We start from the raw sequence: 21351 nt of genomic DNA, 5'->3' as shown, positions 1-21351 counted from the left end.
CTTAACGGTTAACTCATTCTTGCCACTCACAAAATTGGCTATTCTGCCAATTCTCGGCACTCTCTAGCTAAGACATGATGAAAAAAGTCTACATTAAGACCTTTGGTTGCCAGATGAACGAGTATGACTCGGACAAAATGGTCGATATTCTTGACGCGGAACACGGCGTAGAAAAAACAGACAATCCCGAAGAAGCCGATGTGATTCTGTTTAACACTTGTTCGGTACGCGAAAAAGCACAAGAAAAAGTCTTTTCTGACTTAGGCCGCATTCGCCATCTTAAACAAATCAAACCTGATTTGGTGATTGGTGTCGGTGGCTGTGTCGCCTCACAAGAGGGCGATACCATCGTCAAACGGGCCCCCTTTGTCGATGTTGTGTTTGGTCCACAAACCTTACATCGCTTGCCAGAGTTGATCCGCGCCAAACAAAGCACCGGTCGGTCACAGATTGATATTACCTTCCCCGAAATCGAGAAATTCGATCATCTACCACCGGCTCGCATTGAAGGCGGCTCGGCTTTTGTGTCGATTATGGAAGGTTGTTCTAAATATTGTTCTTTCTGTGTGGTGCCCTACACCCGTGGGGAAGAAGTCTCGCGGCCACTCGATGATGTGCTGGTTGAAATTGCCGGCCTTGCACAGCAAGGGGTAAAAGAAATTGTCTTACTTGGTCAAAACGTCAACGCCTATCGGGGTGAGATGGCCGATGGTGAAATTGCCGACTTTGCTTTGTTGCTGGAATATGTGCATGAAATTCCGGGCGTTGAACGGATTCGCTTTACCACCAGCCATCCCCGCGAATTTACCGACCGCTTAATTGCCTGTTATGAAAAACTGCCCAAATTGGTCAGTCATCTGCATTTACCCGTGCAGTCGGGATCAGATCGTATTTTGGCTGCCATGAAACGCGGTTATACCGCGTTGGAATACAAGTCAATTATCCGCAAACTGCGCGCTGTCCGGCCTGATTTGCATTTATCGTCTGACTTTATCGTTGGCTTCCCGGGGGAAACCGAAGCAGACTTTGCCGCCACGCTTAAGCTGGTGAAAGATTTAGCCTTTGATTTTAGCTTTGTCTTTATCTACAGCCCTCGCCCCGGCACCCCCGCCGCTAACCTGAGCGACGACACCTCGCATCAAGAAAAAGTACGGCGGCTAGAAGCCTTAAATGAAGTGATTGAGGCCAATGGCTACGCCATTAACCAAAGCATGGTCGGCACCGTACAACGAGTCGTGGTCGAAGCCGTTTCAAAACGGGGTGAAAATTTGTTAGCGGCACGCACTGCGAACAACCGTGTTGTTAATTTTGAGGGACACCCCCGCCTGATTCGTCAGATGGTCGATATCCGCATTACCCAAGCGTTCCCACACTCTTTAGCCGGAGAAGTGGTCACACAAGAAACCGAATCCACCGCCAGCGTGGGGCAAGGTGCCACACTGTGATAGAACATATTGCTTTTGCTCCAGTTGACAACCTGCGGTTGCAAAACCTGTGTGGTGCATTGGACGATAATCTCAAACAAATTGAAACCGCGTTAGATGTGGTCATTTCACGTCGCAATGAACGGTTCAAAATTATCGGCAATCGTGCACGTGAAGCAGCACAAGTGATCGAATCTTTTTACCTACGGGCACAACGGCCGCTCGAAGTGGAAGACATTCAATTGGGGTTAGTCGAACTGAAACGCTCGACCCTAGGCCAAGACGGACAAGAGGCTGGGGTGCCGGTGTTGTTGACCCGCAAAGGTGAACTGCGTGGCCGTACCCCACGCCAAAATGAATACATCAAGGCGATTGCCGAGCATGACATCACTTTTGGGATTGGCCCAGCAGGGACTGGCAAGACCTATCTGGCGGTGGCCTGTGCTGTTGATGCGATGGAGCGGGACGCGGTGAAGCGGATTATTCTGGTTCGGCCAGCCGTGGAAGCAGGGGAAAAACTGGGGTTTTTACCGGGTGATCTTGCCCAAAAAGTCGATCCTTATCTGCGGCCACTTTATGATGCGCTATACGATTTGATGGGCTTTGACCGTGTGGGTAAGCTGTTTGAAAAAAACCTTATCGAGATTGCACCGCTGGCTTATATGCGGGGGCGCACCTTAAACCAAGCGTTTATTATTCTCGATGAAGCGCAAAACACCACACCAGAACAGATGAAAATGTTCCTGACCCGCATTGGCTTTGGCTCAAAAGCGGTGATTACCGGTGATGTAACACAAATCGATTTGGCACGACATCAAAAAAGTGGGCTGGTTGAAGTGGAACGGATTTTGGCTCAGGTGCGTGGTATTCGCTTCCATCACTTTCAATCTGATGATGTGGTACGCCATCCTTTGGTGCAAAAAATTGTGGATGCCTACGACCAATGGCAACAGCCGCCAATCAAAGAGGAAAGCCATTGAAAACGACAAAACAACGCTATCGCTATCAACCTGCTACCTTAGAGCTTGACTTCGTTTGTACGGTTGACCACAGCGAACGCCCCACCCTGCGCCAATTCCGCCGCTGGATCAAAGCCGCACTCGATCATCGTGTTCGCCATGTCCAAGTCGGGATTCGTGTGGTTGATACCGAGGAAGGTCGCTTATTAAATCGCGACTACCGTGGCAAAGACTATGCCACCAATGTCTTGACCTTTGCCCTCCACGAAGGCGGCGATGATATGTTTGCCTTCGTTGGATTGCCCTTATTGGGTGATATTGTGTTGTGTCATGAAGTGATTGTGCGCGAAGCAGCAGAACAAAATAAACCCCTGCTCGCACACTACGCCCACATGACCATACACAGTGTTTTACACTTGCAAGGCATGGATCATCAAGACGATGCCACGGCAGAAGCCATGGAAGCACTTGAAACAGCCATCCTCGCGCGGTTAGGATATGCGGACCCTTACGCTTCGGAGCGCAATTGACCCTCATGGACGATCCCAGTAAACCGTCCTGGCTGGAACGCCTTTCCGCCTTTTTATTACGTGAACCAGAAGACCGAGAAGAACTGATCGAACTGTTGCACTCGGCTTTTGATCGCAATTTATTCGATGCCGACGCCCTCGCCATGATCGAGGGGGTATTACAAGTCAGCGAGTTATGTGTCGGTGACATCATGATCCCGCGCAGTCAGATGGACGTGCTGTCAGTCGATCAAGCTGTCCCCGACTTTCTGCCCTTCGTCATGGAAACTGCCCACTCACGCTTTCCGGTGATTGGTGATAACAAAGATCAAGTGCTTGGTATCTTGCTTGCCAAAGACTTGCTGCGTTATTTTGCGACCCCTGACGATTTTGATTTACGCGATAGCTTGCGACCAGCGGTGTTTATCCCGGAATCAAAACGGCTTAATGTGTTGTTACGCGAGTTCCGCGAAACACGCAACCACATGGCCATCGTGGTCGATGAATACGGTGGGGTGGCTGGATTAGTCACCATCGAAGACGTGATTGAACAGATTGTTGGTGACATCGAGGATGAATACGACTTTGATGAAACCGAAGACCACATTGTGCCGCAAAAAAATGGTCTCTATCGCGTCAAAGCAGTCACCGAATTAACCGACTTTAACCAAGTGTTTGGCACTGAATTTAGCGATGAAGACTATGATACTGTCGGTGGGCTGGTGGTCTCCCAATTCCGCCACCTTCCCAAGCGGGGAGAAAGTATTCAAATCGGTGAATTAGAGTTCTTGGTGTTGCGGGCAGATAGCCGCCGTATTCACACACTACAAGTACAACGTATTCATCACACCACGCCCTCTTCCTAATGCCAATCACGCTTAGCCGCTATGGCGCGCTCATTCTCTTGGGCGCGCTGTCTGTTGTCTTGTTCGCACCGTTTCGTCAGGGCTATCTTGCCCCCTGTTTGCTGGCAGCTGTGTTGCTGTTGTTACCACGGCATAACGCAGCACAGGCCGGACGTGGGATCTATCTATGGGCACTCAGCGCCTACTGTGCCAACTTCTATTGGATTTATCACAGCCTACATGACATCGCTGGCCTACCGGCGGTGTTTGCAATCCCGTTGGTGGCACTCTTACCCGCATGGCTGGCGTTGTTCCCTGCTGCTGCCTTGTATTTCACTTATCGACTGTCGTGGCGCAACCCCTACTGGCAATGGCTACTCGCTTTTCCAAGTTTATGGACTTTCTTCGATTGGATGCGAGGTTGGCTGTTAACCGGCTTTTCTTGGGGCGGGCTCGGCTATAGCCAAATTCCCAATTGGCCCTTAGCTGGCCTAGCCCCGTTATTTGGTATTTATGCCGTCACTTGGGCTGTGGTAGCCAGTGCAGGCGCACTCGTTTTGCTATGGCGCTTTCCCAAACACCGACAGTGGTTAGGATTAGGGCTGGCTGTAGCATGGGTGGGCAGTTGGGGACTAAGCCATATTCAGTGGACAGAGGCCAGTGGTAAACCGCTGAGTATCAGTCTGGTGCAGGGCAATATTCCGCAAACTCTGAAATGGGAACCAACGATTTTTGCTCAGACCCTCGACACCTACACCCAACACATGACGGCAAGCCAAGCTAGGCTGGTGATTTTGCCCGAAACTGCTTTGCCAATTTTTTATGATGAATTGCCAGCCAATTACTTGCAGCCGCTGCAAGCCATATTGCAACAGCAAGAAAAAGAGGTCATCACGGGTATTCCATTGCGCGATATGAGCGGTGATTACAATGGCGTGATTTCTCTTACCCAACCCACACAGCAGTATCGCAAAGCACACCTTGTGCCTTTTGGTGAATACGTTCCCTTACCGTGGTTAACGGGTTGGTTGTACCGCTATATGAATATGCCGCTGTCGGGCTTTACTCGGGGCGAGCCAGAACAACAACCGTTTACCGTCGCTGATCAAAGAATTGCTTTCAATATCTGTTATGAAGACAGTTTTGGCGAAGAATTACTAGCCGGAGCGCGCTCGGCCACTTTGCTGGCTAATGTGTCAAATCTGGCTTGGTTTGGTCATTCCACAGCGGCTGAACAACATCTCCAGCTTTCACAAGCACGGGCGCTCGAAACTGGTCGTCCCATGCTACGCGCCACCAACACCGGCCTAACCGCAGTCATTGACCAACGAGGGCAAGTGTTACAATCACTGCCTCAATTTCACAATGCTCGCCTCGACACCTCGGTACAAGGCAGACAAGGTGAAACACCCTATTTAAAGTGGGGAAATTGGCCAGTGTTAATTGCATTATTGCTGGCGATTGTCTTGAGCTTTTCTTATCGCCGACCTTCTGATCACCGTTAAATCATGCCAAAACTACTGAAATTCTCGCTCTGGTATTTATTATTTTTTTTACTCTGTTCTTTTCTTGCCAGGCTAGGGTTTTGGTGGCATTTCCGCGATCCGGCACTTGCCACAGAAACAGCAACTTTATTACAGGCTTTTGTATTAGGCACGCGCTTTGACTTACGTTTGGGCTTGGTCATTGTCTTGCCCTTTTTACTCCTCGGAGGGTGGGCAAAACTCTCTCCATTTCGCCATCGGTGGGCAGAACGGTTTTGGTGGGGTTATTTTGTTGTCGCCAGCGCAGGGACACTCGCCACGATTGGCCTCGACTTTGGTCACTATTCTTATCTGCGTACCCGCCTCAATGCAGCGATTCTCAACTTTTTAGGTGATTGGCAAACTTCGGCGGAAATGGTGTGGCAAAGCTACCCAGTCATCAAAATCACTGTGGTCGTGTTTGTGGTGATCGCTGTTTTGCTATGGAGTGTAGCAGCTGGCTTTCGCCGCCTACGGCAACCTCGTCATGGCTGGCAATGGCATCATCCCACCTCTCGCCATCGGCTTTGGTTGGGACTGACAACAGCGGTATTAGTCGTTGTAGGCATTCATGGCAAACTCTCACAATATCCTTTGCGTTGGAGTGATGCCTTTTTTACGCCTAACCCTTTTATTGCCAACATCGGCCTCAATCCAGTATTGAATTTCTTTGATACCCTCGATTACAAAAGCGCAGGGTTTGATCAGGCCAAAGTAGAACAAGCCTATCCGGTCATTGCCGATTGGTTAGGTGTACCACCCAACACATCAGGCCCACGCTTTAGCCTACGACGTGAAATTCCAGCACGCAGTGATGCCCTTGCCACACCGCCTAATATTGTTTTGGTATTGGTCGAATCATTTTCTGCTTATAAAACCAGCACTTTTGGTAACCCCCTCGGCACCACACCCTATTTCGATCAGATGGCAAAACAGGGGGTTTTATTCACTCGCTTTTTCACGCCGCATTTTGGTACTGCACGCGGTGTGTTCACCACACTGACAGGCATTCCCGATGTGGAAACGGCGAATACCTCTAGCCGAAACCCGCAAGCTGCCGATCAACATATCTTGATGGATAGCGCATTTCCTGAATATGAACGATTTTATTTCATCGGTGGCTCAACTTCGTGGGCCAATATTCGCGGTGTTCTAACCAACAATATTCGCAATATCCGAATTTATGAAGAAGGGCATTATCAATCCAAGCGCAATGATACGTGGGGCATCTCTGACACCAATTTGTTTAAAGAAGCCAATCAGGTTCTTAAACAGCAAAACAAACCTTTCTTTGCCATTATCCAAACCTCCGGTAACCATCGCCCTTACACCATTCCAGCGGAAGATCGCGATTTCCAGAGCCAAAAATGGTCATTAGAACAGTTGAAAGCCAATGGTTTTGACAGTCAGGAGGAGTACGATTCTTTCCGCTATATGGATTATTCGATTAAAACCCTGATCGAAACCGCCAAAAAAGAAGCTTACTTTGATAATACGGTATTTGTTTTTCTCGGTGACCACGGTATCACTGGCAATGCCAGTGCGGTGCTACCAGCAGCATGGACAGACTTACGTTTAAGCTCTATTCACACGCCCTTTTTGCTGTATGCACCAAAGTTATTGCGCCCAGCAGTACGGACAGAAGTGGCTTCACAAGTTGATGTGATGGCGACTTTAGCAGGTTTACTGCCTCGGCCTTATATCAATACCACGTTTGGCCGTGATGTATTAGCCCCCAGTCAAGCAACACGGCAAGCAGCATTTACCATCACCCATGATCGCGGGCCAGAAATTGGTTTTGTGCAAGCACCGTACTACTTTATGCTAGGCCTACCAACACAAAAGGGGTATCTCGCCGAATTAGACGGCCAAACCGCGAACAATCTTGAGGCAGAACGTAACGATGAAGCACAACGCTTACGCCAATTTACACAACACTATTACGAAATGGCACGCTATCTGCTGTTGAACAACAAAAAACAAGCGGCACAGAAACAACAGTAAACAAAAGCCCCTACACATTGGTAGGGGCTTTTTTCATCCGTTTACAACGAAAGCACTAGGCTTATTCTTCGCTGACAACTTCTGCTTCGTCGACTTCTGGGCGGTCCACTAATTCGACCAATGCCAGAGGCGCGTTGTCGCCTTTACGGAAGCCGTAGTGCAGGATGCGCACATAGCCACCAGGACGAGTTGCATAGCGTGGGCCCAATTCGTTGAACAGCTTGCCAACCACTTCGCGGTCGCGAGTGCGGTCGAAAGCTAAACGACGGTTAGCCAAGGATGGTTTTTTACCCAAGGTAATCAGAGGCTCTGCCACACGGCGCAGCTCTTTTGCCTTAGGCACAGTAGTCACGATCACTTCGTGACGCAGCAAGGAGTTCGCCATGTTGCGGAGCATAGCCAGGCGATGGCTCGATGTGCGATTCAGTTTACGATTACTTAAGCGATGACGCATTTTAGTGTCCTTTGTCCGACAAACCGAGCAATTACGGTTTTTCCAGCCCGGCCGGCGGCCAGTTTTCGAGCTTCATGCCCAGCGTAAGACCTTTGGAAGCAAGTACTTCTTTGATCTCGTTGAGCGATTTGCGGCCGAGGTTGGGCGTCTTGAGGAGTTCAGTCTCAGTACGCTGAATGAGATCCCCAATGTAGTAGATGTTTTCGGCTTTCAGACAGTTAGCCGAACGCACGGTCAGTTCGAGATCGTCGACCGGACGCAACAGGATAGGATCAACCTGTGGTGCACGTTCAATAATCTCTTCTTCAGGGGTACCTTGCAGATCTGCGAAGATCGACAGTTGATCCATCAGAATGCGAGCAGCAGCACGCACAGCTTCTTCTGGTTCCATCGCACCGTTGGTTTCAATATCCAACACCAAACGGTCCAAGTCAGTCCGCTGTTCCACCCGAGCGCTCTCAACCGAGAAACTCACACGGCGCAAAGGACTAAAGGACGCATCCAGCAGAATATTGCCGATGGTACGATTTTCGTCTTGGCTGACTCGGGCGCTGACGGGCTGATAGCCACGGCCTTTTTCAACCTTGATCTCCATCTCGATCTTGCCACCAGCAGCCAAATGACAAATCACCAAATCGGGATTGATCACTTCAACATCGTGTGGCAATTCGATATCACCTGCCAAGACAGGGCCCTCTCCCTCTTTTTTGAGGGTTAACAGCACACTGTCTCGACCATGCAGCTTAACCACTACATTTTTGAGGTTGAGAAGAATATCAACGACATCTTCTCGTACCCCATCCAATGCAGAGTACTCATGCAAAACGCCTGCGATAGACACTTCGGTCGGAGCAAATCCGGGCATCGAAGACAGCAGGATGCGGCGCAGAGCATTGCCCAGGGTATGGGCATAGCCGCGCTCAAAGGGTTCCATCGCGACGCGAGCTTGCGTCGGAGAAACCGGCTGCACATCAATTAAACGCGGTTTGAGAAATTCCGAAGCGCTGTTTTGCATAGTGTTTCCTTGAAATGGCTAGCGATTACTTAGAGTAGAACTCAACAACGAGCTGCTCGTTGATATCGCTAGACAGGTCGGTGCGTTCGGGCATGGATTTAAACACGCCTTCCATCTTTTTGACGTCAACCGCCACCCAACCTGGGAAACCAATTTGCTCAGCCAAGGCCAGAGCTTCTTGGATACGCACTTGTTTTTTGGCTTTTTCAACCACAGAAACCACATCACCGGCTTTCACTTGGAAAGAAGGAATGTTAACGGTTTGACCATTCACTTGAATGGACTTGTGGCTTACCAACTGACGTGCTTCGGCGCGGGTTGAACCCAAGCCCATGCGATACACGACGTTGTCCAAGCGAGATTCCAACAGCTTCAACAAGTTTTCGCCTGTCGAGCCTTTGCGACGAGCAGCCTCAGCAAAGTATTTGCGGAACTGACGTTCGAGAACACCATAAATGCGGCGAATTTTTTGTTTTTCGCGCAGTTGAACGCCGTAGTCAGACAAACGGGTGTTTTTTACACCGTGCTGACCCGGTTTGGTATCCAGTTTACACTTGCTATCGATGGCGCGACGCGCGCTCTTCAAGAAGAGGTCGGTGCCTTCACGACGAGCAAGTTTACATTTTGGTCCAGTATAACGTGCCATGAATCAATCTCTCCGATCTTAAATACGACGTTTCTTCGGCGGACGGCAGCCGTTGTGTGGAATTGGCGTCACGTCGGAGATGCTGGTGATTTTGAAGCCCAGCGCGTTCAAAGCACGGACAGAAGACTCGCGACCTGGGCCTGGGCCCTTAATGCGAACTTCCAAATTTTTCACACCATACTCTTGGGCAACTTTACCAGCGTGCTCCGCTGCGACCTGTGCAGCGAAGGGTGTACTTTTGCGCGAGCCTTTAAAACCAGCACCACCGGAGGTAGCCCAAGACAAAGCATTCCCTTGACGGTCGGTGATGGTAATGATGGTATTATTAAAGGACGCGTGAACGTGAACGATCCCTTCGGATACGCTCTTCTTCACTTTTTTGCGTACACGCACTGTGTTTGCTTTAGCCATTATCTATCCTTAATTACTTCTTGCCAGCGATCGGCTTACGCGGGCCTTTACGGGTACGCGCATTCGTACGAGTGCGCTGACCACGGCAAGGCAGACCACGACGGTGGCGAAGACCACGATAGCAACCGAGATCCATGAGACGTTTAATGCTCATGGTGTTTTCACGGCGCAAATCGCCTTCTACAGTAAACTTCGCGATTTCATCACGAAGTTTTTCCATTTCAGCATCGGTCAAATCTTTGACCTTCGTGTCTGGAGCAATTTGCGTTGCGGCGCAAATAGCTTTAGCACGAGTGCGACCAATACCAAAGATAGCTTGTAAGCCAACCCAGGTATGCTGATGGTTCGGGATGTTTACCCCGGCAATACGGGCCATACTAATTCCCCAAAACGAAAAGTTTGCGATTCTAGCACGTAGCTATCGCAGGGACAAATATTAGCCCTGCTTTTGCTTGTGCCGAGGGTCCGTGCAAATAACACGTACAACACGGTTACGACGGATGATTTTGCAGTTGCGGCAAATTTTTTTCACCGAGGGTTGAACTCGCATGATTTTCCTTTCATGTTGTCTCCGCGCCCTTGTTCCGATCCCGCTTATTTGGCGCGGAATACGATACGAGCGCGGGAGAGGTCATAAGGGGTGAGTTCAACGGTGACGCGATCGCCCGGCAGAATGCGGATATAGTGCATCCGCATCTTGCCGGAAATGTGACCTAGCACAACATGACCATTCTCAAGCTTGACTTGGAACGTCGCATTAGGCAGCGTCTCCAAGACCTCACCCTGCATCTGGATTGTATCTTCCTTAGCCATAATCTCTTGAAATATCCCGATTCTTAACGAGAGCTGAGTCCGCTGCCATTTTTAAAGTTGGCCTTTTTGAGCAGACTCTCGTATTGCTGCGACAGTACATAGGATTGAATCTGAGTCATCAGATCCATCGTTACCACGACAATGATCAGTAACGAGGTTCCGCCGAAGTAGAATGGAACATTCCAATTCAAGATAAGGAACTCAGGTAACAGACAGACCAGCGTGATGTACACCGCACCAATCAAAGTCAACCGCAGGATAATCTTCTCGATATAGCGTGAAGTCTGTTCGCCGGGGCGGATCCCAGGAATAAAGGCTCCACTTTTCTTCAAATTATCCGCTGTTTCTTTTGGATTAAAGACCAAGGCGGTATAGAAGTAGCAGAAGAAAACAATCGCAGCAGCATATAACAGTACATAAACAGGTTGTCCTGGATGCAGCGCATCACTGACTCGTTTGAGCCAACCCAACCCGTCGCTTTGACCAAACCATCCCACCACAGTCGCGGGGAAAAGAATAATGCTCGAAGCAAAGATTGGCGGGATCACACCTGCCATATTGAGTTTCAAAGGCAAATGTGTACTTTGGCCTTGAGTAACTCGATTACCCACTTGGCGCTTAGCATAATTCACCAACACCTTGCGCTGACCACGCTCGACAAATACCACGAGGTAAGTCACAGCAATCACGCCGATGAAAAGCGCAACCACCAGCAAAATAGGCAAGTTGCCCTGAGAAGTCAGGGTCAAAGTTTTACCAATTGCCGATGGTACCCCAGCCGCAATACCAGCGCAGATGATAAGGGAAATACCATTCCCTATCCCGCGCTCAGTAATTTGTTCACCCAACCACATCAAGAACATGGTACCAGTTACTAAAGTCACCACGGTTGTGAAGTAGAACTCCCATTGTGGTGTCAGAACCAGATTAGGTTGTGTAAACAACATCACCGCAATCCCGAACGACTGGAAAGTCGCTAACAGAACTGTGGCATAACGTGTGTACTGGGTAATTTTTCTTCGTCCTGCATCGCCTTCTTTTTTCAACTGTTTCAGTGAGGGAACAACCTCAGAAGCCAGCTGTAAAATAATGGAGGCCGAGATGTACGGCATAATACCAATGGCAAATACCGTAAACCGCGACAAAGCCCCCCCGGAGAACATGTTGAACATGTCGAGGAGGCCTGTTTGCGAGGACTGGAACAGCTTCGCTAGCTCGACGGGGTTGATGCCTGGAACAGGGATATGGGCACCGATACGATAAACGATCAGAGCACCAATCAAGAACCAGATGCGCCGTTTCAAATCACCAAACTTGTTGGCGTTCGTTGCTAGAGAAGGAGTGGCCACAGAGTCACGCCTTATTCAGCAAAACTGCCACCGGCAGCTTCAATGGCAGCACGCGCACCTGCGGTTGCGCCAATACCACGCAAAGTCACAGCACGGTCGATAGTGCCTGCCAGAATGACTTTTGCTGCTTTAGCAGAAGCGCGAACCAAGCCAGCTTGTTTCAAAGCTAACAGATCCACTTCCGTCAAAGACAATGCAGCCAAAGCATCCAAACGCACTTCGTCAATGAAAGCACGTGTCAGCGAGTTGAAACCACGCTTAGGCAAGCGACGTTGTAAAGGCATTTGACCGCCTTCAAAACCCACTTTGTGGAAACCACCGCTACGGGATTTTTGACCTTTATGACCACGGCCAGCAGTTTTACCCAAACCGCTACCAATGCCACGGCCTACACGCTTTTTAGCGTGTGTTGCACCTGCGGCCGGTTTGATGGTGTTCAGTAACATTTAACCCTCGCACTTAAGCAAGTAGCTGATCTTGTTGATCATGCCACGGTTTTCCGGTGTGTCGATCACCTCAACCGTCTGGTTCAGCTTACGCAGACCCAGACCACGAGCGCAGGCACGATGGCCTTCAATGCGACCAATCAGGCTTTTTACCAAGGTCACCTTGATTGTTTTTTGTTCGCTCATTGCTCTTCAACCCCCAGAATCTCCGCGACAGTCTTGCCACGTTTAGCGGCGATGTCAGCAGGAGTCATCATTTTGGACAGGCCGTCGATAGTCGCGCGGACGATGTTGTATGGGTTGGTCGAACCGTGGCATTTTGCCGACACGTTCTTCACGCCCATTGCATCGAACACAGCACGCATAGGACCACCAGCAATCACACCAGTACCGTCCGGAGCGGGCTGCATAAACACGGTAGTTGCACCATGCTTACCAATCACGCTGTGGTGTAAAGTACCGTTTTTCAGGGGCACTTTAACCATTTTGCGACGTGCTTCTTCCATTGCTTTTTGCACAGCCACTGGCACTTCTTTCGATTTGCCTTTGCCCATGCCAATACCGCCATCGCCATCGCCGACCACTGTCAGGGCGGAGAAAGCCATGATGCGGCCGCCTTTGACCACTTTGGTCACGCGGTTCACGCCGATCATTTTTTCGATCAGACCGTCGCCGCGTTCTTCAATATCATGCTTAGCCATAGTCTTCTCCGATTAGAACGCGAGGCCGCCTTCACGGGCAGCATCAGCGAGGGCCTTCACGCGACCGTGATAGTGGAAACCAGAACGGTCAAACGCCACCTCTTTAATGCCAGCAGCAACTGCTTTTTCAGCGATACGCTTGCCGACCAAAGCAGCAGCGGCAACATTGCCACCGTTAGCGATGTCCTTGCGAACCTCGGCTTCCAGCGTCGAGGCGCTAGCGAGGACTTTGCCGCCAGTTTCATCAATGATCTGGGCGTAGATATGGCTGTTGGTACGATGCACAGCAAGGCGCACCATCTTGAGCTCACAAATGCGTGCACGGGTTTTGCGTGCGCGGCGGAGTCGAGCTTGTTTCTTATCCATGACAAAGCCTCAATTATTTCTTCTTGGTTTCTTTCAAAACCACTTGCTCGTCGGCATAACGAACACCCTTGCCTTTGTACGGCTCCGGCGAGCGGTATGCACGTACTTCAGCAGCGACTTGACCCACGCGTTGCTTATCAATCCCTTTCAGGATGATTTCAGTTTGGCTTGGGGTTTCCACTTTCACGCCTTCAGGCATTTTGTGGACCACTGGGTGAGAGAAACCCAAGGACAAGTTCAGGTTTTCGCCCTGAGCCTGTGCACGGTAACCCACACCAACCAATTGCAACTTGCGTTCAAACCCTTTGGAAACGCCGATCACCATATTGTTGGCCAGAGCACGCAAGGTGCCGGACATAGCGCGGGCGAATTTGCTGTTATCTTTTGCAGCAAACACCAAAGTGTTGTCTTCTAACTTCACATCCACTTCGCTACGCAGAGGGATGGTCAAGGCGCCCAAAGCACCTTTAATAGTCAGTTCGCCTGCACCGAACTTGGCTTCTACACCAGCGGGCAATACGACTGGATTCTTGGCTACACGAGACATAATTACTCCTTACGCCACGATGCACAGCACTTCGCCACCGATACCAGCAGCACGTGCTTTGCGATCAGTCATCACGCCTTTGGAGGTCGACACAATCGCGACGCCCAAACCGTTCATGACTTTAGGAATGTCATTGGAGCCTTTGTAGATACGCAGACCAGGACGCGACACGCGATCGAGGCGCTCGATCACTGGACGGCCTGCATAGTACTTGAGCTGGATTTCTAAAGTAGGCTTGCCATCGTTGGCTTCTACTTTGAAATCTTCAATGTAGCCTTCGTCTTTTAAGACGTTAGCAATGGCGGTCTTCAACTTGGAAGACGGCATCGATACCGACACTTTGTCCGCACGCTGAGCGTTACGGATACGAGTCAGCATATCGGAAATAGGATCTTGCATACTCATTGGTGTTCTCCTATTACCAGCTGGCCTTCACGATGCCAGGGATTTCTCCACGCATCGCAATTTCACGCAGTTTGCTACGACCAAGGCCGAACTTGCGGAAAACACCGCGTGGGCGACCAGTGATAGCACAACGATTACGTTGACGCACTGGGCTTGCATTACGCGGGAGTTGCTGGAGAGCCAGACGCGCGGCAAAGCGTTCTTCGTCGGACAGATTGGCGTTGTTGATGACCTCAAGCAGTGCAGCACGCTTCTTGGCAAATTTAGCCACGAGCTTGGCACGCTTTTCTTCACGGTTAATCAGTGCAAGTTTTGCCATGTCTTAGCCCTTGAACGGGAATTTGAATGCAGCCAGCAGAGCGCGGGCTTCTTCATCGGTTTTGGCGGTCGTTGTGATGGTGATGTTCATCCCACGCAGCGCATCGATTTTGTCGTATTCGATCTCTGGGAAAATGATCTGCTCACGCACACCCATGTTGTAGTTACCACGGCCATCAAACGATTTACCGCTCACACCGCGGAAGTCACGAACGCGAGGCAGAGCCACGGTTACCAGACGATCCAAAAATTCGAACATACGTTCGCGGCGCAGGGTGACTTTGCAACCGACAGGATAACCTTCACGAATCTTGAAGCCAGCAATGGATTTGCGGGCAACAGTCACGACCGGTTTTTGACCAGCGATTTTTTGCAGGTCGCCAACGGCGTGTTCCATGACTTTCTTATCAGCAACCGCTTCACCAACACCCATGTTCAGGGTGATTTTTTCGATGCGCGGCACTTCCATCACAGATTTGTAACCGAACTTTTTGATCAGTTCAGGAACAACCGTGTTTTTATAAAACTCTTGCAAACGGGCTGCCATGGTTACTCCTTACGCGCCGACAACTTCGCCGTTCGATTTGAACACGCGAACTTTACGGCCGTCTTCCAGCACCTTGAAACCAACGCGGTCGGCTTTTTGAGTTGCTGGGTTGAAAATAGCCACATTAGAAACGTCAACTGGCATGGTTTTTTCAACGATGCCGCCGGCCACACCACGTACTGGGTTTGGCTTAACGTGTTTCTTGGCAATGTGAACGCCTTCGACCACAACTTGGTTGGTGTCGGCTAACACTTTCAGCACGGTACCGCGCTTGCCCTTGTCTTTGCCAGTGATGACAACGACTTCATCACCTTTGCGAATCTTACGCATTGAGCCTTCTCCTTACAGAACTTCGGGCGCGAGCGACACGATCTTCATGAAGCGCTCAGAACGCAGCTCACGAGTCACTGGGCCGAAGATACGAGTACCGATTGGCTCAAGCTTGTTGTTCAACAGCACTGCAGCATTGCCATCAAACTTAATCAGTGAACCATCAGGACGACGAACACCTTTAGCAGTGCGAACGACAACCGCGTTATACACGTCGCCTTTTTTCACACGACCACGGGGGGCGGCGTCTTTAATCGTCACCTTGATAATGTCGCCTACTTGAGCGTAGCGACGTTTGGAGCCACCGAGCACTTTGATGCACATCACGTGACGCGCACCCGTGTTGTCAGCAACCTCCAACATGGATTGCATTTGAATCATGGATTTTTACCTTTCCAACTTAATCCGCCAAAACTCTACCCTTCAGATAGAGCAAACGCCGCACATTAGGTGCGGCGCACATCGAGCGGCCAGTTTTGGAACCCGTCAGGGCAAGAATTGCCGGCTTTATCGGCCGGCAATCACAAAGAAGCAGCATTATACAAAAGGGCGAACCCTTATGCAAGCTACAAATTATACCTGACGAGCTTTTTCTACTAGCGCACTGACTTTCCACGTCTTGGTACGGGACAATGGGCGGCATTCGGAAATCACCACCACATCACCGATACCATACTCATTGTTTTCGTCATGAGCGTGGAACTTTTTGGATTTCCGAATCACCTTGCCGTAGAGCGGGTGTTTTACCTTACGCTCAACCAAGACAACCACGGTTTTGTCCATTTTGTCGCTAACCACTTTACCGGTCAGCGAACGGACGACTTTGCTGCTTTCGCTCATATCAGGCTGCCTTTTCGTGGAGAACGGTACGGATGCGGGCGATATCGCGACGCACTTTTTTCAGCTCGCTGGTTTTGGACAGCTGCTGAGTCGCCAATTGCATACGAAGGCTGAACTGAGCTTTGAGCAGGCTGATGATTTCAGCTTGCAGCTCTTCAACCGACTTAGCACGCAGTTCGGATGCTTTCATTATTGACCTACCTGTCTGGTGACAAATACCGTCTGAATCGGCAGCTTGGCAGCAGCAAGACGGAATGCTTCACGGGCCAGTTCTTCACCAACCCCTTCCATTTCGTACAACACCTTACCGGGCTGAATTTCAGCAACCCAGTATTCTGGCGAACCTTTACCGTTACCCATACGGACTTCAGCTGGTTTGCTGGAGATAGGCTTATCTGGGAAAATACGGATCCAGATACGACCACCCCGTTTGATGTGACGAGTCATCGCACGACGAGCAGCTTCGATTTGGCGAGCTGTCAAACGACCACGGCCAATTGCTTTCAGACCGTATTCACCAAAGCTCACTTTGTTACCGCGCGTTGCGATACCGGTATTGCGGCCCTTTTGGACCTTACGGTATTTGAGTCTAGTTGGCTGCAGCATTACGTCCTGCCTTTCGTGCTTTCTTCTCAGGCTGAGCCGGCTCGGCGGCGACTTGACCTGGTTTTACGTCACCCTTGTACACCCACACTTTGATGCCGATTACACCGTAGGTGGTGTGAGCTTCGCTTGTCGCGTAGTCCACATCAGCACGCAGGGTATGCAGAGGCACACGGCCTTCGCGGTACCATTCGGTACGGGCAATTTCAATCCCGTTCAGACGACCGGAAGACATGATCTTAATGCCTTGTGCGCCCAAACGCATTGCGTTTTGCATGGCACGTTTCATGGCACGGCGGAACATCACACGCTTTTCCAACTGAGCCGCGATACCATCAGCGATGATTTGCGCGTCTAACTCAGGTTTGCGGATTTCTTCGATGTTGACATGAACTGGCACGCCCATACGGGTTTGCAGTTCTTTGCGCAACAATTCGATGTCTTCGCCTTTTTTACCGATCACGATACCAGGACGGGCACTGTGAATGGTGATACGTGCGCTTTTAGCAGGACGCTCAATCACAACGCGGCTTACCGATGCGTGTTTGAGTTTTTGCTTCAAGAAATCACGTACTTCAATATCAGCCTTCAGCATGGTTGCGAAATTTTGGCTGTTCGCAAACCACTTGGAAGACCAGTTTTTGTTCAGCGCGAGGCGGAAGCCACGCGGATCAATCTTCTGTCCCATGATCTACCCCTTAGTTGCCCACAAACAGCGTGATGTGGCAGGTTTGCTTTTCAATGCGGTTACCACGGCCTTTTGCGCGTGCAGAGAAGCGCTTCAAGCTCGGGCCCTTGTCCACATACACCGTAGCAACTTTCAGAGTATCGATGTCTGCGCCTTCATTGTGCTCGGCGTTGGCAATAGCCGACTCCAGCACTTTTTTCAGCAACTCGGCACTCTTTTTCGGCGAGAACGTCAGGATGTTCAATGCCTGTTCAACGGATTTACCGCGAATCAGGTCGGCCACAAGGCGTGCTTTTTGTGCAGACACGCGGGCATTTTTCAAAACAGCGGAAACTTTCATCGCGACACCTTAACGTTTCGCCTTCTTATCGGCCGCGTGGCCTTTGAAGGTACGAGTCAGCGAAAATTCGCCCAGTTTGTGACCAACCATGTTTTCAGTCACATACACCGGCACATGAGTCTTACCGTTGTGAACGGCAATAGTCAGACCAACAAATTCCGGCAGAATGGTCGAACGGCGGGACCAAGTTTTAACAGGGCGCTTGTCATTGGTCTGGCGCACCGCTTCAACTTTCTTGATCAGATGCGCGTCAACGAACGGGCCTTTTTTCAGGGAACGTGCCATGTTCAATTACCCTTTATTCGAATAGCGACGGCGCACGATCATGTTGTTCGTACGCTTGTTGCGGCGAGTACGGTAACCCTTAGTTGGAGTACCCCATGGGCTGACAGGATCACGACCTGCAGCTGTTTTACCCTCACCACCACCATGTGGGTGATCGATTGGGTTCATCACCACACCACGGACGGTTGGGCGGATACCGCGCCAACGGTTAGCACCGGCCTTACCAATTTTACGCAGGCTGTGTTCTTCGTTGCCAACTTCACCGATGGTTGCACGGCAATCAACGTGAACTTTACGAATCTCGCCAGAGCGTAAACGCAACTGAGCGTAAGAGCCTTCGCGAGCCAACAACTGAACAGCAGCACCAGCGGAACGGGCCAATTGGGCACCTTTACCAGGCTGCATTTCGATGCAGTGAATGGTAGAACCGACTGGAATGTTGCGGATAGGCAAGCAGTTACCTGCTTTGATCGGTGCTTCAGAACCGTTGAACAGCTCAGCACCAACTTTCACGCCTTTAGGGGCAATGATGTAGCGACGCTCGCCGTCGGCATAGCACAATAATGCGATATGCGCGGTACGGTTTGGATCGTATTCAATACGCTCAACTTTAGCAGCGATACCATCCTTGTTGCGACGGAAGTCAACAACGCGGTAGTGATGCTTGTGGCCACCACCCTTATGACGGGTAGTGATGTGACCGTTGTTATTACGGCCAGCATTCTGGATTTGTTTTTCCAGCAACGGAGCATAGGGACGGCCTTTGTAGAGGTCAGGATTGACCACTTTAACAACGGCACGACGCCCAGGCGATGTTGGTTTAACTTTCACTAAAGCCATGGTCTATCTCCTCACTCTGCGGCAGTAAAGTCGATTTCTTGACCCGGCTTCAGGCTAACATACGCCTTTTTCCAGTCACTACGACGACCAGTAAAACGACCAAAGCGTTTTACCTTGCCTTTGACATTCAAGACCTGAACACCTTCAACTTCTACCTTGAACAACAGTTCAACCGCAGCTTTGATTTCAGGTTTAGTGGCGTCTTTCACCACTTTGAATACAACTTGCTGATCCTGATCTGCCACGCGAGTGCTTTTCTCGGAAATCACTGGGGCAAGGATCACTTGCATCAGACGTTCTTGATTCATGCCCACTGCTCCTCGAGCTGCTTCACCGCATCACGGGTCATCACGATCTTATTGAAGCGGACTAAGCTGTATGGATCGGTTTGTTGAGCTTCGATAACCAGCACATTGACCAAGTTACGCGATGCCAGATACAGATTCTCGTCCAGCTCTTTAGTAATCACCAAAACTTGTTCCAGACCAAGGGATTTCACTTTGGCTGCGAACTCTTTGGTTTTTGGCGTTTCAACAGTGAAATCGTCAATGATCACCAAACGCTCATCACGCACCAATTGCGACAAAATAGTCGCCATACCAGCGCGGAACATTTTACGGTTGATTTTTTGTGCAAAGTTTTCATCTGGGCTAGATGGGAAAACTTTACCACCACCACGCCACAGAGGGCTGGAAGCCATACCAGCACGCGCACGGCCGGTGCCTTTTTGGCGCCATGGTTTGCGGGTGGATTTTGCAACTTCGCTGCGGCCTTTTTGAGCACGGTTACCGCTACGGGCATTTGCCAAGTAAGCAGTAACGAGCTGATGAACCAGCGCTTCGTTATATTCACGACCGAACAGGGCGTCGGACGCTTGCAGGCTTTCAACTGCCTGACCTTGCTGATTGATAACTTTCAGTTCCATCACGCACCTGCCTTCACTGCCGGACGTACCACCACATCGCTTTGTTTGGAGCCAGGCACAGCGCCTTTAACCAAAATCAGCTGACGTTCTACATCGATACGCACGATTTCCAGATTTTGCACGGTACGCTTCACGTTACCGTACTGACCTGCCATGCGCTTACCGGGGAACACACGGCCTGGGTCTTGAGCTTGACCAATAGAACCAGGAGCACGGGTGGTCACGGAGTTACCGTGAGAAGCGCGGTTGGAAGAGAAGTTGTGGCGTTTGATCGCGCCAGAGAAACCTTTACCTTGGCTGGTACCGGTCACGTCAACTTTTTGGCCAACTTCGAACAATTCGACAGTCAGGGAGTCACCAACTTTGAGCTCAGCCAATTTTGCTGCTTCAACAGCAAACTCGGTCAAACCACGGCCAGCTTCTACGCCTGCTTTGGCAAAATGACCAGCTTCAGGCTTAGAGACACGGCTGGCTTTTTTGCTGCCGTAGGTCACTTGCACTGCGCTGTAGCCATCGGTTTCTGGCGTTTTGATTTGCGTGACGCGGTTGGCAGACATGTCAAGCACTGTTACTGGAACGGATGCACCGTCATCAGCAAAAATGCGTGTCATGCCGACCTTGCGACCGACAAGACCTAAACTACGCATAGTTATTTCCTTCAAGAGGTGCCGGTTGCGATTGACCGGCAAAACAAAAGCGGACTCTCTGTTCAAGAGAGCCCGCGAATCTAACATATAAGCACGTGATACCGCAAGAAAAACTTAAGATATCACGCAAATTTATGTTGGATTACTGCAGTTTGATTTCCACATCCACACCGGCGGGAAGATCCAGTTTCATCAAAGCGTCAACTGTTTTGTCAGTTGGATCGATGATGTCCATCAAGCGCAGGTGAGTGCGGATTTCCAATTGGTCACGAGAAGTTTTGTTCACGTGAGGGGAACGCAGCACATCGAAACGCTCGATTTTTGTTGGCAGAGGAACGGGACCCTTGACCACAGCACCCGTACGCTTAGCCGTATCAACGATTTCCTGAGCCGAGCGATCGATCAATTGGTAATCAAAAGCCTTGAGGCGGATGCGGATCTTTTGGTTTTGCATGATAGTCGCGTCCCTTATTGAATGATCTTGGCAACGACACCGGCGCCGACGGTACGACCGCCTTCACGGATAGCGAAACGCAGACCCTCTTCCATAGCGATAGGGGCGATCAATTCA

General features: G+C 50.4%; 36 protein-coding genes. 6 read left to right on the top strand and 30 right to left on the bottom strand.

What is annotated here, in order from left to right; translation table 11 throughout:
- Nucleotides 1-77 precede the first annotated feature (77 nt).
- The 6 genes from miaB to ACTBZS_RS05825 are packed head-to-tail and all read left to right on the top strand — an operon-like array spanning nt 78 to nt 7264.
- Complete coding sequence (gene miaB / locus ACTBZS_RS05850; protein WP_460429536.1) at nt 78-1445, top strand: tRNA (N6-isopentenyl adenosine(37)-C2)-methylthiotransferase MiaB; 1368 nt, start codon at nt 78-80, stop codon at nt 1443-1445.
- On the top strand, nt 1442-2404 hold the full coding sequence (locus tag ACTBZS_RS05845; protein WP_460429295.1) for a PhoH family protein: 963 nt from the start codon (nt 1442-1444) through the stop codon (nt 2402-2404). The genes miaB and ACTBZS_RS05845 overlap by 4 nt, the downstream gene beginning before the upstream one ends.
- The gene (gene ybeY / locus ACTBZS_RS05840) at nt 2401-2913 is read left to right on the top strand and encodes an rRNA maturation RNase YbeY (RefSeq protein ID WP_460429294.1); all 513 of its coding nucleotides are present in this window, start codon (nt 2401-2403) and stop codon (nt 2911-2913) included. The genes ACTBZS_RS05845 and ybeY overlap by 4 nt, the downstream gene beginning before the upstream one ends.
- 5 nt (nt 2914-2918) lie before the next feature.
- The gene (locus tag ACTBZS_RS05835; protein WP_460429293.1) at nt 2919-3758 is read left to right on the top strand and encodes an HlyC/CorC family transporter; all 840 of its coding nucleotides are present in this window, start codon (nt 2919-2921) and stop codon (nt 3756-3758) included.
- The gene (gene lnt, locus ACTBZS_RS05830; protein ID WP_463043541.1) at nt 3758-5242 is read left to right on the top strand and encodes an apolipoprotein N-acyltransferase; all 1485 of its coding nucleotides are present in this window, start codon (nt 3758-3760) and stop codon (nt 5240-5242) included. The genes ACTBZS_RS05835 and lnt overlap by 1 nt, the downstream gene beginning before the upstream one ends.
- A gap of 3 nt (nt 5243-5245) precedes the next feature.
- A complete protein-coding gene (locus ACTBZS_RS05825) occupies nt 5246-7264 on the top strand; it encodes an LTA synthase family protein (RefSeq protein ID WP_463043540.1) in 2019 nt (672 codons plus the stop codon).
- A 61-nt stretch (nt 7265-7325) separates the two neighbouring features.
- On the opposite strand, the gene rplQ is transcribed toward ACTBZS_RS05825, so the two are convergent.
- The 30 genes from rplQ to ACTBZS_RS05675 form a co-directional block, all read right to left on the bottom strand.
- The gene (gene rplQ / locus ACTBZS_RS05820) at nt 7326-7718 is read right to left on the bottom strand and encodes a 50S ribosomal protein L17 (protein WP_022652669.1); all 393 of its coding nucleotides are present in this window, start codon (nt 7716-7718) and stop codon (nt 7326-7328) included.
- Nucleotides 7719-7749: 31 nt separating this feature from the next.
- Nucleotides 7750-8733: a DNA-directed RNA polymerase subunit alpha gene (locus ACTBZS_RS05815; RefSeq protein WP_022652670.1), complete on the bottom strand. Its 984-nt coding sequence runs from the start codon at nt 8731-8733 to the stop codon at nt 7750-7752.
- Nucleotides 8734-8758: 25 nt separating this feature from the next.
- Complete coding sequence (gene rpsD, locus ACTBZS_RS05810) at nt 8759-9379, bottom strand: 30S ribosomal protein S4 (RefSeq protein WP_463043539.1); 621 nt, start codon at nt 9377-9379, stop codon at nt 8759-8761.
- Nucleotides 9380-9397: 18 nt separating this feature from the next.
- On the bottom strand, nt 9398-9790 hold the full coding sequence (rpsK, locus tag ACTBZS_RS05805; protein ID WP_022652672.1) for a 30S ribosomal protein S11: 393 nt from the start codon (nt 9788-9790) through the stop codon (nt 9398-9400).
- A 13-nt stretch (nt 9791-9803) separates the two neighbouring features.
- Nucleotides 9804-10166, bottom strand: coding sequence for a 30S ribosomal protein S13 (gene rpsM / locus ACTBZS_RS05800; protein WP_022652673.1), 363 nt, complete (start codon nt 10164-10166; stop codon nt 9804-9806).
- Between the two features lie 60 nt (nt 10167-10226).
- Nucleotides 10227-10340 (bottom strand): 50S ribosomal protein L36, encoded by a 114-nt coding sequence (gene rpmJ, locus ACTBZS_RS05795; RefSeq protein WP_011137711.1) that lies wholly within the window; start codon nt 10338-10340, stop codon nt 10227-10229.
- A gap of 44 nt (nt 10341-10384) precedes the next feature.
- On the bottom strand, nt 10385-10603 hold the full coding sequence (infA, locus tag ACTBZS_RS05790) for a translation initiation factor IF-1 (RefSeq protein WP_022652674.1): 219 nt from the start codon (nt 10601-10603) through the stop codon (nt 10385-10387).
- A 23-nt stretch (nt 10604-10626) separates the two neighbouring features.
- A complete protein-coding gene (gene secY, locus ACTBZS_RS05785; protein WP_460429290.1) occupies nt 10627-11952 on the bottom strand; it encodes a preprotein translocase subunit SecY in 1326 nt (441 codons plus the stop codon).
- 11 nt (nt 11953-11963) lie between these two features.
- Complete coding sequence (rplO, locus tag ACTBZS_RS05780) at nt 11964-12398, bottom strand: 50S ribosomal protein L15 (RefSeq protein ID WP_460429289.1); 435 nt, start codon at nt 12396-12398, stop codon at nt 11964-11966.
- On the bottom strand, nt 12399-12584 hold the full coding sequence (rpmD, locus tag ACTBZS_RS05775; RefSeq protein WP_022652677.1) for a 50S ribosomal protein L30: 186 nt from the start codon (nt 12582-12584) through the stop codon (nt 12399-12401). It abuts the gene before it with no gap.
- Nucleotides 12581-13099 carry a 30S ribosomal protein S5 gene (gene rpsE / locus ACTBZS_RS05770; protein WP_022652678.1) on the bottom strand — a complete coding sequence of 173 codons (519 nt, stop codon included), beginning with the start codon at nt 13097-13099 and terminating at the stop codon, nt 12581-12583. The genes rpmD and rpsE overlap by 4 nt, the downstream gene beginning before the upstream one ends.
- A gap of 12 nt (nt 13100-13111) precedes the next feature.
- Entirely contained in the window at nt 13112-13465 is a 354-nt protein-coding gene (rplR, locus tag ACTBZS_RS05765; protein WP_022652679.1) for a 50S ribosomal protein L18, read from the bottom strand.
- A 13-nt stretch (nt 13466-13478) separates the two neighbouring features.
- The gene (gene rplF, locus ACTBZS_RS05760) at nt 13479-14012 is read right to left on the bottom strand and encodes a 50S ribosomal protein L6 (protein ID WP_460429288.1); all 534 of its coding nucleotides are present in this window, start codon (nt 14010-14012) and stop codon (nt 13479-13481) included.
- A 9-nt stretch (nt 14013-14021) separates the two neighbouring features.
- Nucleotides 14022-14417: a 30S ribosomal protein S8 gene (gene rpsH / locus ACTBZS_RS05755; RefSeq protein ID WP_022652681.1), complete on the bottom strand. Its 396-nt coding sequence runs from the start codon at nt 14415-14417 to the stop codon at nt 14022-14024.
- A 13-nt stretch (nt 14418-14430) separates the two neighbouring features.
- On the bottom strand, nt 14431-14736 hold the full coding sequence (gene rpsN / locus ACTBZS_RS05750; RefSeq protein ID WP_022652683.1) for a 30S ribosomal protein S14: 306 nt from the start codon (nt 14734-14736) through the stop codon (nt 14431-14433).
- A gap of 3 nt (nt 14737-14739) precedes the next feature.
- The gene (rplE, locus tag ACTBZS_RS05745) at nt 14740-15282 is read right to left on the bottom strand and encodes a 50S ribosomal protein L5 (protein ID WP_460429287.1); all 543 of its coding nucleotides are present in this window, start codon (nt 15280-15282) and stop codon (nt 14740-14742) included.
- A gap of 9 nt (nt 15283-15291) precedes the next feature.
- On the bottom strand, nt 15292-15612 hold the full coding sequence (rplX, locus tag ACTBZS_RS05740; protein ID WP_460429286.1) for a 50S ribosomal protein L24: 321 nt from the start codon (nt 15610-15612) through the stop codon (nt 15292-15294).
- 12 nt (nt 15613-15624) lie between these two features.
- Nucleotides 15625-15993 carry a 50S ribosomal protein L14 gene (gene rplN, locus ACTBZS_RS05735; RefSeq protein WP_022652686.1) on the bottom strand — a complete coding sequence of 123 codons (369 nt, stop codon included), beginning with the start codon at nt 15991-15993 and terminating at the stop codon, nt 15625-15627.
- Nucleotides 15994-16185: 192 nt separating this feature from the next.
- Nucleotides 16186-16452, bottom strand: a complete 267-nt coding sequence (gene rpsQ, locus ACTBZS_RS05730; protein ID WP_022652687.1) for a 30S ribosomal protein S17 — start codon at nt 16450-16452, stop codon at nt 16186-16188.
- 1 nt (nt 16453) lies between these two features.
- A complete protein-coding gene (rpmC, locus tag ACTBZS_RS05725; protein ID WP_022652688.1) occupies nt 16454-16642 on the bottom strand; it encodes a 50S ribosomal protein L29 in 189 nt (62 codons plus the stop codon).
- A complete protein-coding gene (rplP, locus tag ACTBZS_RS05720) occupies nt 16642-17058 on the bottom strand; it encodes a 50S ribosomal protein L16 (protein ID WP_460429285.1) in 417 nt (138 codons plus the stop codon). Before rplP ends, rpmC begins: the two co-directional genes overlap by 1 nt.
- Complete coding sequence (gene rpsC, locus ACTBZS_RS05715; RefSeq protein ID WP_022652690.1) at nt 17042-17743, bottom strand: 30S ribosomal protein S3; 702 nt, start codon at nt 17741-17743, stop codon at nt 17042-17044. The genes rplP and rpsC overlap by 17 nt, the downstream gene beginning before the upstream one ends.
- A 10-nt stretch (nt 17744-17753) precedes the next feature.
- Complete coding sequence (rplV, locus tag ACTBZS_RS05710; protein ID WP_460429284.1) at nt 17754-18083, bottom strand: 50S ribosomal protein L22; 330 nt, start codon at nt 18081-18083, stop codon at nt 17754-17756.
- 9 nt (nt 18084-18092) lie between these two features.
- Complete coding sequence (gene rpsS / locus ACTBZS_RS05705) at nt 18093-18368, bottom strand: 30S ribosomal protein S19 (RefSeq protein WP_022652692.1); 276 nt, start codon at nt 18366-18368, stop codon at nt 18093-18095.
- A 6-nt stretch (nt 18369-18374) separates the two neighbouring features.
- A complete protein-coding gene (gene rplB, locus ACTBZS_RS05700; RefSeq protein WP_022652693.1) occupies nt 18375-19208 on the bottom strand; it encodes a 50S ribosomal protein L2 in 834 nt (277 codons plus the stop codon).
- 11 nt (nt 19209-19219) lie between these two features.
- Nucleotides 19220-19516, bottom strand: coding sequence for a 50S ribosomal protein L23 (gene rplW, locus ACTBZS_RS05695; protein WP_460429283.1), 297 nt, complete (start codon nt 19514-19516; stop codon nt 19220-19222).
- Nucleotides 19513-20133: a 50S ribosomal protein L4 gene (gene rplD, locus ACTBZS_RS05690; protein ID WP_022652695.1), complete on the bottom strand. Its 621-nt coding sequence runs from the start codon at nt 20131-20133 to the stop codon at nt 19513-19515. Before rplD ends, rplW begins: the two co-directional genes overlap by 4 nt.
- A complete protein-coding gene (rplC, locus tag ACTBZS_RS05685; protein ID WP_022652696.1) occupies nt 20133-20780 on the bottom strand; it encodes a 50S ribosomal protein L3 in 648 nt (215 codons plus the stop codon). Before rplC ends, rplD begins: the two co-directional genes overlap by 1 nt.
- A gap of 142 nt (nt 20781-20922) precedes the next feature.
- The gene (gene rpsJ, locus ACTBZS_RS05680) at nt 20923-21234 is read right to left on the bottom strand and encodes a 30S ribosomal protein S10 (RefSeq protein WP_022652697.1); all 312 of its coding nucleotides are present in this window, start codon (nt 21232-21234) and stop codon (nt 20923-20925) included.
- A 14-nt stretch (nt 21235-21248) separates the two neighbouring features.
- On the bottom strand, nt 21249-21351 hold a 103-nt coding region (locus ACTBZS_RS05675; protein ID WP_463043550.1), incomplete at its 5' end, for an EF-Tu C-terminal domain-related protein.

This window comes from Aquaspirillum sp. (genome assembly GCF_055136605.1).
This window is presented reverse-complemented; position numbering and strand designations above follow the sequence as displayed.

Coding starts and splice junctions, on each gene's coding strand:
- miaB (WP_460429536.1), top strand. CDS start 78: ATGAAAAAAGTCTACATTAAGACCTTTGGTTGCCAGATGAACGAGTAT.
- ACTBZS_RS05835 (WP_460429293.1), top strand. CDS start 2,919: ATGGACGATCCCAGTAAACCGTCCTGGCTGGAACGCCTTTCCGCCTTT.
- lnt (WP_463043541.1), top strand. CDS start 3,758: ATGCCAATCACGCTTAGCCGCTATGGCGCGCTCATTCTCTTGGGCGCG.
- ACTBZS_RS05825 (WP_463043540.1), top strand. CDS start 5,246: ATGCCAAAACTACTGAAATTCTCGCTCTGGTATTTATTATTTTTTTTA.
- rplQ (WP_022652669.1), bottom strand. CDS start 7,718: ATGCGTCATCGCTTAAGTAATCGTAAACTGAATCGCACATCGAGCCAT.
- ACTBZS_RS05815 (WP_022652670.1), bottom strand. CDS start 8,733: ATGCAAAACAGCGCTTCGGAATTTCTCAAACCGCGTTTAATTGATGTG.
- rpsD (WP_463043539.1), bottom strand. CDS start 9,379: ATGGCACGTTATACTGGACCAAAATGTAAACTTGCTCGTCGTGAAGGC.
- rpsK (WP_022652672.1), bottom strand. CDS start 9,790: ATGGCTAAAGCAAACACAGTGCGTGTACGCAAAAAAGTGAAGAAGAGC.
- rpsM (WP_022652673.1), bottom strand. CDS start 10,166: ATGGCCCGTATTGCCGGGGTAAACATCCCGAACCATCAGCATACCTGG.
- rpmJ (WP_011137711.1), bottom strand. CDS start 10,340: ATGCGAGTTCAACCCTCGGTGAAAAAAATTTGCCGCAACTGCAAAATC.
- infA (WP_022652674.1), bottom strand. CDS start 10,603: ATGGCTAAGGAAGATACAATCCAGATGCAGGGTGAGGTCTTGGAGACG.
- rplO (WP_460429289.1), bottom strand. CDS start 12,398: ATGTTACTGAACACCATCAAACCGGCCGCAGGTGCAACACACGCTAAA.
- rpmD (WP_022652677.1), bottom strand. CDS start 12,584: ATGAGCGAACAAAAAACAATCAAGGTGACCTTGGTAAAAAGCCTGATT.
- rpsE (WP_022652678.1), bottom strand. CDS start 13,099: ATGGCTAAGCATGATATTGAAGAACGCGGCGACGGTCTGATCGAAAAA.
- rplR (WP_022652679.1), bottom strand. CDS start 13,465: ATGGATAAGAAACAAGCTCGACTCCGCCGCGCACGCAAAACCCGTGCA.
- rplF (WP_460429288.1), bottom strand. CDS start 14,012: ATGTCTCGTGTAGCCAAGAATCCAGTCGTATTGCCCGCTGGTGTAGAA.
- rpsH (WP_022652681.1), bottom strand. CDS start 14,417: ATGAGTATGCAAGATCCTATTTCCGATATGCTGACTCGTATCCGTAAC.
- rpsN (WP_022652683.1), bottom strand. CDS start 14,736: ATGGCAAAACTTGCACTGATTAACCGTGAAGAAAAGCGTGCCAAGCTC.
- rplE (WP_460429287.1), bottom strand. CDS start 15,282: ATGGCAGCCCGTTTGCAAGAGTTTTATAAAAACACGGTTGTTCCTGAA.
- rplX (WP_460429286.1), bottom strand. CDS start 15,612: ATGCGTAAGATTCGCAAAGGTGATGAAGTCGTTGTCATCACTGGCAAA.
- rplN (WP_022652686.1), bottom strand. CDS start 15,993: ATGATTCAAATGCAATCCATGTTGGAGGTTGCTGACAACACGGGTGCG.
- rpsQ (WP_022652687.1), bottom strand. CDS start 16,452: ATGAGCGAAAGCAGCAAAGTCGTCCGTTCGCTGACCGGTAAAGTGGTT.
- rpmC (WP_022652688.1), bottom strand. CDS start 16,642: ATGAAAGCATCCGAACTGCGTGCTAAGTCGGTTGAAGAGCTGCAAGCT.
- rplP (WP_460429285.1), bottom strand. CDS start 17,058: ATGCTGCAGCCAACTAGACTCAAATACCGTAAGGTCCAAAAGGGCCGC.
- rpsC (WP_022652690.1), bottom strand. CDS start 17,743: ATGGGACAGAAGATTGATCCGCGTGGCTTCCGCCTCGCGCTGAACAAA.
- rplV (WP_460429284.1), bottom strand. CDS start 18,083: ATGAAAGTTTCCGCTGTTTTGAAAAATGCCCGCGTGTCTGCACAAAAA.
- rpsS (WP_022652692.1), bottom strand. CDS start 18,368: ATGGCACGTTCCCTGAAAAAAGGCCCGTTCGTTGACGCGCATCTGATC.
- rplB (WP_022652693.1), bottom strand. CDS start 19,208: ATGGCTTTAGTGAAAGTTAAACCAACATCGCCTGGGCGTCGTGCCGTT.
- rplW (WP_460429283.1), bottom strand. CDS start 19,516: ATGAATCAAGAACGTCTGATGCAAGTGATCCTTGCCCCAGTGATTTCC.
- rplD (WP_022652695.1), bottom strand. CDS start 20,133: ATGGAACTGAAAGTTATCAATCAGCAAGGTCAGGCAGTTGAAAGCCTG.
- rplC (WP_022652696.1), bottom strand. CDS start 20,780: ATGCGTAGTTTAGGTCTTGTCGGTCGCAAGGTCGGCATGACACGCATT.
- rpsJ (WP_022652697.1), bottom strand. CDS start 21,234: ATGCAAAACCAAAAGATCCGCATCCGCCTCAAGGCTTTTGATTACCAA.